Below are 12134 nucleotides of genomic sequence, written 5' to 3' on the forward strand. Positions count from 1 at the left end.
GCGGAAACCGGGGTCCGTACCACCTGGGACCCCACTGAAGCGGCCGGTCGCCGTGCACGCCCCGGACAGGCGGCGCGAGCGGGCCGGCGGGCCTCGCGGTCACCTCCTCACCGCGGGGCGGGCCGATCGAGCGGACGGGCGGAGAGCCGGTCCTGTGGGGGGTGCTGGCACGCACCGCCCGTCCACGCCGCGGCCCACCGAGGGCGCGGTCCGGAGAGAATGCCTGGCTCTCCGGGCCGCGCCCCCCTTTCGTTCACTGGCTGTCATTGATGCCGCTCGTTCTGCTTGGCGCGCCCGATCTCCCCTGAAGTGCAAGAATCAGATACTCTGATCCCATGAAGACGATGACAGCGACTGAAGTGTCGAGAAACTTCGCGTCCGTCCTGGACATGGCCGAGCATGGCGAGACGATCGTAATCACTCGCGGTGGTCGGCGGCTGGCTACTCTGGGGCCGACATCGGCGGGGAACGGCGCCGCCCTCAAGGAGTTCTTCGCCACCCATCACTTCGACGAGTCGTTCGCCGACGATGTCGCGGCTGTGCGCGACCTGCTGACGGACGAGGTGAGCGCATCGTGGCCCGACGCCTGATCCTGGACACAGGCGTCCTCATCCGTTCCGAACGAGGGATGCTGGATCTCTCCGCTTTCCTGAACGGAGACGATGACGTAGCCCTTGCCGCTGTGACGGTGGCCGAGCTGCAGATGGGCGTGGAACTGGCCGATGAAACCCGCCGTGAAAGGCGTCAGGAGGTCATCGACAGCGTTCTCGCACTGATCCCTGTCGAGGACTACACGGCCGATACGGCACGTGTGCATGCTCGTCTGCTGGCCCATGCCCGCCGCGTAGGAAAGCCGCGTGGTGCACATGACCTACTCATCGCCGCGACGGCCGCCGCCACTGCCCGAACCGTTGTGACCACGGACGGCGCTGCCTCGTTCGGCGAGCTGCCGGGCGTGCGCTGCCTTTCTCTGTGACCGCTGTCCCGGTCCGTCTTCCCTCCAGTGGGATGAAATACGGTCGCCCGGGCGTTGATCCACCGGTGCAGTGGACACACAGGGCGACACGCGGTCGCACACGGCGACGCACGACCAGCGGGAGGTAACCGGAAGTGGCGGGTACGCGGGCGGGGGAGACCGGGAAAGCCGGGGACGCGGGGGAGGCCGGGGACGCGCGGCGGCCGGGCTGGGCGCGGCGGCTGACCGCGTACTGCTGGCGCTACCGCCGCAACGTGCTGCTGTCGCTGGGCGCCTCGCTCGCCGGCATGGCCGTGATGGCGCTCGTCCCCCTGGTCACCAAGGTGGTCATCGACGACTTCATCGTCGACGGGGGCACCGGCGGCGGAGGCGGGCTCGGCCTGTGGATCGGGCTGCTGGTCGCCGCCGCGGTGGCGGTGTACGGGCTGACGTACGTGCGCCGCTACTACGGCGGCAGACTCGCGCTCGACGTCCAGCACGACCTGCGCACCGAGATGTACGACTCCATCGCCCGTCTCGACGGGCGACGGCAGGACGAGCTGTCCACCGGCCAGGTCGTCGGACGCGGCACCAGCGACCTCCAGCTCATCCAGGGCCTGCTGTTCATGACGCCGATGATGATCGGCAACATCCTGCTCTTCGTCATCTCGCTGGTCGTGATGGTCTGGCTCTCGCCGCTGCTGACGCTGGTGGCGCTGGCCGTCGCGCCCGCCCTGACGTTCATCGCCCGGCGCAGCCGCGACCGGCTGTTCCCCGCCAGCTGGTACGCCCAGGCCCAGGCCGGTGCCGTGGCGGGCGTGGTGGACGGGGCCGTCGGCGGTGTGCGCGTGGTCAAGGGCTTCGGCCAGGAGGAGCAGGAGACCGGCAAGCTGCGCTCGGCCGGCCGCGAGCTGTTCGCCGCCCGGCTGCGCACGGTGAAGCTGAACGCGCGCTACACCCCCGCGCTGCAGGCCGTGCCCGCCCTCGGCCAGGTCGCGATGCTCGCCTTCGGCGGCTGGATGGCCACCCGCGGCCAGATCACCCTGGGCACCTTCGTCGCCTTCTCCACCTACCTCGCCCAGCTCGTCGGGCCGGTGCGGATGCTGACCATGATGCTGACGGTCGGCCAGCAGGCGCGGGCGGGCGTCGAGCGCGTCCTGGAGCTGATCGACACCGAGCCGGCCATCCGCGAGAGCGAGGACGCCCGCGAGCTGCCCGCCGACGCCCCGGCCACCGTCGAGTTCGACCGCGTCGGCTTCGCCTACGACACCGGACCCGACGCGCGGCCGGTGCTGGAGGACTTCTCGCTGAGCATCCGGCCCGGCGAGACCGTCGCCGTCGTCGGCACCTCGGGCAGTGGCAAGTCCACCGTCTCGCTGCTGCTGCCGCGCTTCTACGACGTGACCTCCGGCGCGGTGCGGGTCGGCGGCCACGACGTGCGCGAGCTGACCTCGGCCTCACTGCGCGCGGCCATCGGCCTGGTGCCCGAGCACAGCTTCCTGTTCTCCGACACCGTCCGCGCCAACATCGCATACGGCCACCCCGACGCCACCGACGAGCAGGTGCGGGCCGCCGCGCGCGCCGCCCAGGCCGACGGCTTCATATCCGACCTGCCCGAGGGCTACGACACAGCCGTCGGCGAGCAGGGCCTGACCCTCTCCGGCGGCCAGCGCCAGCGCATCGCCCTGGCCCGCGCCATCCTGTCCGACCCCAGGCTGCTGGTGCTGGACGACGCGACCTCCGCCGTGGACGCCCGGGTGGAGCACGAGATCCACGAGGCGCTGCGCGGGGTGATGGCGGGCCGCACCACCCTGCTGATCGCCCACCGCCGCTCCACCCTCTCCCTGGCCGACCGCATCGCCGTGCTCGACGGCGGACGGCTGGTGGACGCCGGCACCGACGCCGAGCTTCAGGAGCGCTGCGAGCTGTACCGCAGGCTGCTCAGCGACCCCGACGAGCTGGGCGGCGTCGAGCGCGACCCGGCCGGGCAGGCCGCCGCGGCCCGTGAGGCGTCCGGGACGGACTCCGAGGACGCGGCGCGGGACGACGGGTCCGACGGCCGGGTCGACGGCGTCACCCCCGATCTGTGGATCCGGGAGGGGGACCCGGAGGACACCTCCGCCACCACCCCCGGCGCGCCCGCCCCCGCCACCGGCGGACCGGGCTTCGCGGGAGCCCTGGCCGGGGTCCCGGCCACCCCCGAGATGCTCGACAAGGTCGCGGCCCTGCCCCCGGCCGACGACACCCCCGGCATCGACGAGGGGCGCGCCGCGGCCGCCGAGTCCGCCTACGGGCTGCGGCACCTGCTGCGCGGCTTCCGCGGACCGCTGCTGCTGAGCCTGCTGCTGGTGGTGGTCGACGCGGTCGCCGGACTGCTGCTGCCGGTCCTGGTGCGGCACGGCATCGACGAGGGCGTCCAGCAGGCGGCGCTCGGGGCGGTCTGGGCCGCCTCCGCGCTGGCGCTGGTCGTCGTGCTGGTGCAGTGGGCCGCGCAGACCGGTGAGACCCGGGCCATCGGCCGTACCGGCGAGCGGATGCTCTACACCCTCCGCGTCAAGATCTTCGCCCAGCTCCAGCGTCTCGGGCTCGACTACTACGAGCGCGAGCTCACGGGCAAGATCATGACCCGGATGACCACCGACGTGGACGCCCTGACGACCTTCCTGCAGACCGGGCTGGTCCAGGCGATCGTCGCGGTGCTGACCTTCTTCGGCATCATGGTCGCCCTCGTCGTCATCGACGCGGGGCTGGCGCTGGTGGTCCTGGCGACCCTGCCGCCCCTGGTGATCGGCACGGTCTTCTTCCGCCGCCAGAGCATCAAGGCGTACGAGCTGGCGCGCGAGCGCGTCAGCGGCGTCAACGCCGCCCTCCAGGAGGGCGTGGCCGGTCTGCGGATCGTGCAGGCGTTCCGCCGCGAGGAGCGCGACGCGCGCCGCTTCGCCGAACTCAGCGACGGATACCGGCAGGCGCGTGTACGCGGTCAGTGGCTGATCTCGGTGTACTTCCCCTTCATCCAGTTCCTCGCCTCCCTGGCGACCGCCGCCGTGCTGATCGTCGGTGCGAACCGGGTGGGCGACGGCACGCTGACGGCGGGCGCGCTGGTGGCCTACCTGCTCTACATCGAGCTGTTCTTCGCCCCCGTGCAGCAGCTCTCGCAGGTCTTCGACGGCTACCAGCAGGCGGTCGTCTCCCTGGGCCGCGTCCAGGAACTGTTGCGCGAGCGGACGACGACGCCGCTGCCGAAGGAGCCGCGCGAGGTGGGCCGGCTGCGCGGCGAGATCGTCTTCGAGGACGTCGCCTTCCGGTACAACGCCGATGAGGGCGCAGACGGGAACGGGGGCTCGGACGGTGGCGAGAACGCGCTGTCCGGCGTTGATCTGACGATCCCCGCCGGACAGACGGTCGCCTTCGTCGGCGAGACGGGCGCCGGCAAGTCCACGCTGGTCAAGCTAGTCGCCCGGTTCTACGACCCGACCTCGGGCACCGTCCGGGTGGACGGAGCCGACCTGCGCGAGCTGGACCTGGCCGGCTACCGGCACCGGCTCGGGGTGGTGCCGCAGGAGTCGTACCTCTTCCCCGGCACGGTGCGCGACGCCATCGCCTACGGCCGTCCCGACGCCACCGACGCCGAGGTGGAGGCCGCCGCGCGGGCGGTCGGCGCGCACGACATGATCGCCACGCTCTCCGGCGGCTATCTGCATCCGGTCGCCGAGAAGGGGCGCAACCTCTCGGCCGGGCAGCGGCAGCTGATCGCCCTGGCCCGCGCGGAGCTGGTGAGCCCGGACATCCTGCTGCTGGACGAGGCCACCGCGGCCCTGGACCTGGCCACCGAGGCGCTGGTCAACCAGGCCACCGACCGCCTGGCGGGCCGCCGCACCACCCTGGTCGTCGCCCACCGCCTCACCACGGCCGCCCGCGCGGACCGGGTGGTGGTCCTGGACCACGGCCGGGTGGTGGAGGACGGCACCCACACGGAGCTGCTGGAACGCGGCGGGCGGTACGCGGAGTTGTGGCGCACCTACGCGGGCGTGCCCGCGGGCGCGGGGGTGTGAGCGAGCCCTTTCACCGAGCGCTTCCCGCCGTTGAGCGCGTCCCCCGTGCACGGGGGGCGCGCTCAACGGCGGTTGCGCGGGTGGGCGCGGGCCGTGCGCTCGTTGCCGCGCCGGTGGTTCCCCGTCCAGCGGGCCGTCACCGGTTGCGGATCGCCCGATTCCACCTCCACCAGGAAGCGCCGGGCGCGCTCGCCGCGCAGGGTGGTGACCGGGCGGCCGTGGTGGGCGACGGCCACCGTGCCGTCGCCGTACACGTCGTAGGAGAAACCTCCGGGTGCGGGCATACGGGCGACCGTACGGGCCGGGGGCGGCGGGGCGCACCCGGACATCCGTCCGCCGCCTCCCTCCCGCGTTCCGCCTACGGCCGTCCCCCGGGCCGTCCCCGTGCGCCCCCTCCGGGCCCGATCCCGCCGCCGGCGCCAACCCGCTCTGGCGGGGCCGGTGTTGCGCCGGATAGGTTCGCCGCGTTCACGGACAAGCCCACGGGAGGGCACACATGCGCAAGGCGCTCAGAGCGCTGCTGACCCTGCTGGTGCTCATCGGCACCGTCAGCGTCGGCAGCGCGTCGGCGGGGGCCGCCACCGCGGCCGGGACCGACATCGAGGACCGCATCCTCGCGATACCGGGGATGCGCCTGATCGAGGAGAAGCCGGTCGACGGCTACCGCTTCTTCGTACTGGGCTACCGGCAGCCCGTCGACCACCGCAGGCCCTGGAAGGGCGGCTTCGAGCAGCGCCTGACGGTGCTGCACAGGGGCGAGGACCGGCCCACCGTCTTCTACACCTCCGGCTACGGGCTGCGCACCACGCCCTCGCGCAGCGAGCCGACGCGGATGACCGACGGCAACCAGGTCTCCATGGAGTACCGCTTCTTCACCCCGTCGCGGCCCGAGCCCGCCGACTGGTCCAAGCTCGACATCTGGCAGGCGGCCAGCGACCAGCACCGTGTCTTCCGCGCGCTGCACCGGATCTACGACGAGGAGTGGATCTCCACCGGCGGCAGCAAGGGCGGCATGACGGCCACGTACTACCGCCGCTTCTACCCGCACGACATGGACGGCACGGTCGCCTACGTCGCGCCCAACGACGTCAACAACAAGGAGGACTCGGCCTACGACGAGTTCTTCGCCACCGTCTCCACCGCCGAGTGCCGTGAGCGGCTGAACACCGTGCAGCGCGAGGTCTTCGTGCGCCGCGACGAGATCGTGGCCCGCTACGAGGCGTGGGCGAGGCAGGAGGGCTACACCTTCGATGTCGTCGGCAGCGCCGACAAGGCCTTCGAGAACGTCGGCCTGGACCTGGTGTGGGCCTGGTGGCAGTACGGCTCGGAGTCCGACTGCGGCCAGGTGCCCGGGGCGGACGCGACCACCGGCGAGCTGTACGACTTCGTCGACCGGGTGGCGGGCTTCTCCTTCTACACCGACCAGGGCCTGGAGTACTACACGCCGTACTACTACCAGGCAGGCACCCAGCTCGGCGCGCCGAGCTTCGACACCCCGCACCTGGACGGGCTGCTGCGCCACCCCGGCATCTACGACCCGCGCTCCTACGTCCCGCGCGACATCCCGATGAGCTTCGACAGGAAGGCGATGCGCGACATCGACAAGTGGGTGCGCAAGGACGCCGAGCGGATGCTGTTCGTCTACGGCGAGAACGACCCGTGGGGAGCGGAGCCCTTCCGGCTGGGCCGCGGCAGTGAGGACTCCTACGTCCTGACCGCGCCCGGCGCCAACCACGGCGCGAACATCGCCGCTCTGGAGGAGGACGACAGGGCACTGGCCACCGGCGCCCTGATGCGGTGGGCCGGCCTGGACGCCGACGCCTCCGCGAAGCGGAAGGCGGCGCCGCTCGCGCCGTACGACGCGAAGCTGGACCAGGCCGACAAGGCCGACCGGCGGATGCTGCGCCCGTAGGGGCGCACCCCGTGAGGGAAGCGGTGGGCGCGACCGGGTCTCCGGTCGCGCCCACCGCCGCGTCCGGCCGGTGCGGGCGGCCGCCCGCACCGGCCCGGGCAGGAGGCCGCCAACCGGCTTCTGCGGAAGGTCAGCCGGAGCGCGGGGCCGCGGTCGAGGCGCGGACCATCAGCTCGGTGCGGACGGTCGCCACGCCTCCGGGGGGAGCCGAGTCCCGGCCCAGAGCCAGCCGCCCGGCGCGGGCGCCCGCGCCGTGGAGCGGGATGCGGACGGTGGTCAGGGCGGGGGAGGCGTCCGCGCTGAAGGGCAGGTCGTCGAAGCCGGCCACGGACACGTCCCCGGGGATGCTCAGACCCGCCTCGCGCAGTGCGGCGCAGACGCCGAGGGCGACGGTGTCGTTGGCGGCCAGTACGGCCGTCAGGCCCGGCTCGCGGCGCAGCAGCTCCAGGGTGCCGTCGTAGCCGGAGGAGCGGTCGTACGCACCGTGCACGGTGAGGCGTTCGGCCTCCGCGAGGAGGGCGCGGTCGTGGTCGGCCAGCGCCGCCCGGTGGCCCTCCAGCCGGTGCCGGGTGGTGGTGCGCTCGGCCGGGCCCGCGACATAGCCGATGCGGCGGTGGCCGAGAGCGAGGAGGTGCCCGGTCAGGCGGCGGGCGCCGCCGCGGTTGTCGAAGGCCACGGTGAGCGGCGCCCCGCCGTCCGCGGCGCCCCTCTGCCCGTCCCGGCCGCCGTCGCCGTCCGCCTCCGGCAGCGGCGGCCTGCCGCACAGCACCACCCGGGTGCCGGCGGCGGCCAGCCGGCGCAGCCGGGTGGCCAGCGCCTCGGTGTGCGCGGGGTCCTCCACCGCGCTGCCGGTGAGGACGACGGCTGCGGCGCGCTGGCGCTGGAGGAGCGTGAGGTAGGTCAGTTCGCGCTCGGGGGAGCCGCCGGTGTTGCAGACCACCGCCAGTTTCCCGCCGCCCTTCTCCGGTTCCATCTCCGACTGGACGGCGCTTGCGATGATCCCGAAGAACGGGTCGGCGATGTCGTTGACGAGGACGCCGACGAGATCGGAGGTGGCGGCGGCCAGGGAGCTGGCCGGTCCGTTCACGACGTACTCCAGCTCCTCCACCGCGCGCAGCACCCGGCTGCGGGTGGCCCCGGCCACCGGATAGTTGCCGCTCAGTACGCGCGAGACGGTGGCCGCCGAGACCCCGGCCCGGGCCGCCACGTCAGCCAGCGTCACTGCCATCGATTCCTCCGGTGCGGTTCTTCCGCGGGTGTCGTCTGCGGGTCTTGTCGTGAGTGCTGTGGGCAGGCTAGCTTGCCATAGGATAGAAAGCGCTTTCTAAAGCGAGAGGGAAGCTCATGACACGCAGGGTCGTACGGATCGCCATGAACGGCGTCACCGGCCGGATGGGGTACCGCCAGCATCTGGTCCGCTCCATCCTCGCCATCCGCGAGCAGGGCGGGCTGGAGCTGGGCGACGGCGATGTGCTGTGGCCCGAACCCGTCCTCGTCGGGCGCCGCGAGCACGCGCTCAGGGCGCTCGCCGAGCGCCACGGCCTCGACCCCGACGCCGTGAGCTGCGACCTCGACGCCGTACTGGCCGACGAGAGCGTCGAGATCTACTTCGACGCCCAGGTCACCTCCGCCCGCGAGGCCGCCATCCGCAAGGCGATCGCCGCCGGCAAGCACGTCTACACCGAGAAGCCCACCGCCACCGGCCTCGACGGCGCGCTGGAACTGGCCCGGCTCGCCCGCACCGCCGGCGTCAAGCACGGCGTGGTGCAGGACAAGCTCTTTCTGCCGGGGCTGCTCAAGCTCAAGCGGCTGATCGACGGCGGCTTCTTCGGCCGCGTCCTGTCGGTGCGCGGCGAGTTCGGCTACTGGGTCTTCGAGGGCGACTGGCAGCCCGCCCAGCGCCCCTCGTGGAACTACCGGGCCGAGGACGGCGGTGGCATCGTCGTCGACATGTTCCCGCACTGGGAGTACGTCCTGCACGAGCTGTTCGGCCCGGTGCGCACCGTCCAGGCCGTCACCGCCACCCACGTCCCGCAGCGCTGGGACGAGATGGGCAAGCCGTACCAGGCCACCGCCGACGACGCCGCCTACGGCATCTTCCAGCTCGACGGCGGGATCGTCGCCCAGATCAACTCCTCCTGGACCGTGCGGGTGAACCGCGACGAACTGGTGGAGTTCCAGGTCGACGGCACCGAGGGGTCGGCCGCCGCCGGACTGCGCACCTGCCGCGTCCAGCACCGCTCCGCCACCCCGAAGCCGGTGTGGAACCCCGACCTGCCGGTGACCGAGTCCTTCCGCGACCAGTGGCAGGAGGTGCCGGACAACCACCCCGAGGGCGGGGAGTTCGACAACGGCTTCAAGGCGCAGTGGGAGCTGTTCCTGCGCCATGTGGTGCTGGACGAGCCATACACCTGGGACCTGCTGGCCGGCGCCCGCGGCGTCCAGCTCGCCGAACTCGGCCTGGCCTCGGCGGCCGAGGGCCGCCGCCTCGACGTACCGGAGCTGAGCCTGTGATCCGCCTGCCCGACGCCTGCGGCGTCCTGCGCGAGTACGCCCCCCGCACCGAGCCCGCGGTGCCCGCCGTCCCCGCCGCCGGGAGCCCGCCACCGGTCTCCCGCACGGTGTTCTCCGCCGCCCACGTCGTCGCCGACCCGTTCGCCGACGTGGCGCCCGACGGCCCGGCCGCCGTCGACTGGGACGCCACGCTCGCCTTCCGCCGCCACCTGTGGTCCCACGGGCTCGGGGTCGCCGAGGCCATGGACACCGCCCAGCGCGGCATGGGCCTGGACTGGGCCGCCGCCGCCGAGCTGATCCGCCGCTCCGCCGCCGAGGCCGCCGCCTGCGGGGGCCGCGTCGCCTGCGGGGTGGGCACCGACCAGCTCACCGGCCCCGCCGCGTCCCCGGACGAGGTCCGCACCGCCTACGAGGAGCAGCTCGCCGTGGTGGAGGAGGCCGGCGCCCAGGCGATCGTGATGGCCTCCCGGGCCATGGCCGCCATCGCCCGGGGCCCCGAGGACTACCTGGAGCTCTACGGGCACCTGCTGCGCCAGGCGTCCGAGCCGGTGATCCTGCACTGGCTCGGCCCGATGTTCGACCCGGCGCTCACCGGCTACTGGGGCAGCGAGGACCTGGACGCCGCCACCGAGACCTTCCTCGCCGTCATCGCCGAGTACCCCGACAAGGTCGACGGCGTCAAGATCTCCCTGCTGGACGCGGGCCGCGAGGTCGCGCTGCGCCGCAGACTGCCGGGCGGGGTGCGCTGCTACACCGGCGACGACTTCAACTACCCCGAGCTGATCGCGGGCGACGACCCCGCGGCCGGCGGGCGCTTCAGCCACGCCCTGCTGGGCATCTTCGACCCGCTGGCGCCGCTGGCGGCCGAGGCCGTGCGGGTGCTGGACACCGGGGACCCGGCGGGCTTCCGCAAGCTGCTGGACCCCACCGTCGAGCTGTCCCGCCACCTGTTCCAGGCCCCGACCCGCTACTACAAGACCGGTGTGGTGTTCCTCGCCTGGCTGGCCGGGCACCAGGAGCACTTCGCCATGGTCGGCGGTATGCAGTCCGCGCGCTCGCTGCCGCACCTGGCGCGGGCGTACGAACTGGCCGACTCCCTGGGGCTGTTCCCCGACCCGGCGCTGGCCGAGGCGCGGATGCGGCACCTGCTGGCGGTGTACGGGGTGACGGCATGAGCGCGTTCCCCGAAGCTTCCGGGGACCCGGGGGCCGGCGGGCCCGCCGGCGCCGACCGCTTCTCCATCAACCAGGAGACCGTCCGGCAGCTCTCCCTGCCCGGACTGGTGGAGGCGTGTGCCTCGCTGGGCGTGGGCGGCGTCGGCCTGTGGCGGGCACCGGTGCAGAAGTACGGCGTGGAGGCCACCGCCCGCCTGGTGCGGGACGCGGGCCTGACCGTCACCAGCCTGTGTCGCGGCGGCTTCCTCACCGCCGCCGACCCCGCCGCGCGCCGTGCGGCGCTGGAGGACAACCGGGCGGCGGTCGACGAGGCGGCCGGGATCGGCACCGACACCCTGGTCCTGGTCTGCGGCGGGCTGCCCGAGGGCGACCGCGACCCGTACGGCGCCCGCGAGCGGATCGCCGACGCGCTGGCCGAGCTGGCCCCCTACGCGGCCGGGCGCGGGGTGCGGCTGGCCATCGAGCCGCTGCACCCGATGTTCGCCTCGGACCGCTGCGTGGTCTCCACCCTCGGACAGGCCCTGGACCTGGCCGAGCGCTTCCCGGCCGAGCAGGTCGGCGTGGTCGTGGACACGTACCACATCTGGTGGGACGACCTGGCGCCCGCGCAGATCGACCGGGCGGGACGAAGCGGCCGCATCGCCGCCTTCCAGCTCGCCGACTGGTGCACCCCGCTGCCGGCGGGCGTGCTGCTGGGCCGCGGGCAGCTCGGTGACGGCTCGGTCGACTTCCGCTTCTGGCGCGACCGGGTGGTGGCGGCCGGCTACACCGGCTGGACGGAGGTGGAGATCTTCAACGAGGCCCTGTGGGACCGCGACGGCCGTGAGGCGCTCGCGGAGACGGCGGAGCGCTTCCGCACCCACGTCCTGTAGGAACGGAGCCCGCCGGGGCGCAGAGACGGACGCGGTCCGCCACCGTCGCGCCGCGGACCGCGCCGGGCCGCCGTCGCCTCCCACGGATGCGGGAGGCGACGGCGGCGTCACCGCGCGCCGCCGCGATCCTGCTCGGCACCCTCCGCGCCCTTGCCGCCCTCGGCCTGCGAGGGGGTGGCGGCGGGGCCCTTCTCCCCTGCGGAGGCGGTCTTCTCCGGGCCGCCCTTCTCCGGGCCGCCCTTCTCCGCGGCGGCCCGCCCGGAGGCGGCCTCGTGCCGCTCGTGCAGCCCGCGTGACTGGTCGATGCCCTCCTCGTCGTCCCGCTCGCCCTCGGCCTGGGATGGCGTCCACCCGCTCATACGCCCTCTCCTCACTGCTCGGATGCCGTCACGGTCGCCCCCCGCCGTCCCCGGCCGCCGGCCGGACCGGCCGGGCGGCGGCCCGGGGAAGCCCGGACCGGGTACCCGGACCCGCGCCGATTCCACTTCCGGCGCCCGCCGCGGAGAGGCCGCGGGAGAGGCTGCCGAAAAAATCTTGTTCCGCCGTGCAACCCTTCCGGCCCCCCGCGGGTCATAGCGGTTGTCGGTCGAACCGGGGAGGGATCTCGGGGGAGGGTGAGACCGACGGGGGGGACACGAGGGGCCCGGCCGTTCA

Annotated in this window: 10 protein-coding genes; 7 read left to right on the plus strand and 3 right to left on the minus strand. The window is 73.5% G+C overall.

Features of this window, described 5'->3' with window-relative positions; genetic code table 11:
* Positions 1 to 344: 344 nt before the first annotated feature.
* The 3 genes from IQ279_RS12220 (at position 345) to IQ279_RS12230 (ending at position 5007) form a co-directional block, all read left to right on the plus strand.
* On the plus strand, positions 345 to 590 hold the full coding sequence (locus tag IQ279_RS12220; RefSeq protein ID WP_241027985.1) for a type II toxin-antitoxin system Phd/YefM family antitoxin: 246 nt from the start codon (positions 345 to 347) through the stop codon (positions 588 to 590).
* Positions 575 to 976: a PIN domain-containing protein gene (locus IQ279_RS12225; RefSeq protein ID WP_307792322.1), complete on the plus strand. Its 402-nt coding sequence runs from the start codon at positions 575 to 577 to the stop codon at positions 974 to 976. The genes IQ279_RS12220 and IQ279_RS12225 overlap by 16 nt, the downstream gene beginning before the upstream one ends.
* Before the next feature lie 221 nt (positions 977 to 1197).
* Positions 1198 to 5007: an ABC transporter ATP-binding protein gene (locus tag IQ279_RS12230; RefSeq protein ID WP_241028005.1), complete on the plus strand. Its 3810-nt coding sequence runs from the start codon at positions 1198 to 1200 to the stop codon at positions 5005 to 5007.
* A gap of 62 nt (positions 5008 to 5069) precedes the next feature.
* Here IQ279_RS12230 and IQ279_RS12235 read toward each other — a convergent pair whose 3' ends face one another.
* The gene (locus IQ279_RS12235) at positions 5070 to 5291 is read right to left on the minus strand and encodes a hypothetical protein (RefSeq protein WP_206348432.1); all 222 of its coding nucleotides are present in this window, start codon (positions 5289 to 5291) and stop codon (positions 5070 to 5072) included.
* A gap of 212 nt (positions 5292 to 5503) precedes the next feature.
* Here IQ279_RS12235 and IQ279_RS12240 point away from each other — a divergent pair, with 212 nt between their 5' ends.
* The gene (locus tag IQ279_RS12240) at positions 5504 to 6919 is read left to right on the plus strand and encodes a S28 family serine protease (RefSeq protein ID WP_206348433.1); all 1416 of its coding nucleotides are present in this window, start codon (positions 5504 to 5506) and stop codon (positions 6917 to 6919) included.
* A 130-nt stretch (positions 6920 to 7049) separates the two neighbouring features.
* Here the strand turns inward: IQ279_RS12240 and IQ279_RS12245 are convergent, their stop codons facing one another.
* Complete coding sequence (locus IQ279_RS12245; protein ID WP_206348434.1) at positions 7050 to 8147, minus strand: LacI family DNA-binding transcriptional regulator; 1098 nt, start codon at positions 8145 to 8147, stop codon at positions 7050 to 7052.
* Between the two features lie 116 nt (positions 8148 to 8263).
* On the opposite strand from IQ279_RS12245, the gene IQ279_RS12250 reads away from it, so the two are divergent.
* From IQ279_RS12250 to IQ279_RS12260, 3 genes are read left to right on the plus strand one after another with little or no spacing between them, the layout of a single operon-like run.
* The gene (locus tag IQ279_RS12250) at positions 8264 to 9433 is read left to right on the plus strand and encodes a Gfo/Idh/MocA family protein (RefSeq protein ID WP_206348435.1); all 1170 of its coding nucleotides are present in this window, start codon (positions 8264 to 8266) and stop codon (positions 9431 to 9433) included.
* A complete protein-coding gene (locus IQ279_RS12255; RefSeq protein WP_206348436.1) occupies positions 9430 to 10608 on the plus strand; it encodes a dihydrodipicolinate synthase family protein in 1179 nt (392 codons plus the stop codon). The genes IQ279_RS12250 and IQ279_RS12255 overlap by 4 nt, the downstream gene beginning before the upstream one ends.
* Positions 10605 to 11480 carry a sugar phosphate isomerase/epimerase family protein gene (locus IQ279_RS12260; RefSeq protein ID WP_206348437.1) on the plus strand — a complete coding sequence of 292 codons (876 nt, stop codon included), beginning with the start codon at positions 10605 to 10607 and terminating at the stop codon, positions 11478 to 11480. Before IQ279_RS12255 ends, IQ279_RS12260 begins: the two co-directional genes overlap by 4 nt.
* Positions 11481 to 11587: 107 nt before the next feature.
* Here IQ279_RS12260 and IQ279_RS12265 read toward each other — a convergent pair whose 3' ends face one another.
* Positions 11588 to 11839 (minus strand): hypothetical protein, encoded by a 252-nt coding sequence (locus tag IQ279_RS12265; RefSeq protein WP_206348438.1) that lies wholly within the window; start codon positions 11837 to 11839, stop codon positions 11588 to 11590.
* Positions 11840 to 12134: the final 295 nt, after the last annotated feature.

This window comes from Streptomyces verrucosisporus (assembly GCF_017114865.1).
Lineage (GTDB): Bacteria > Actinomycetota > Actinomycetes > Streptomycetales > Streptomycetaceae > Streptomyces > Streptomyces fenghuangensis.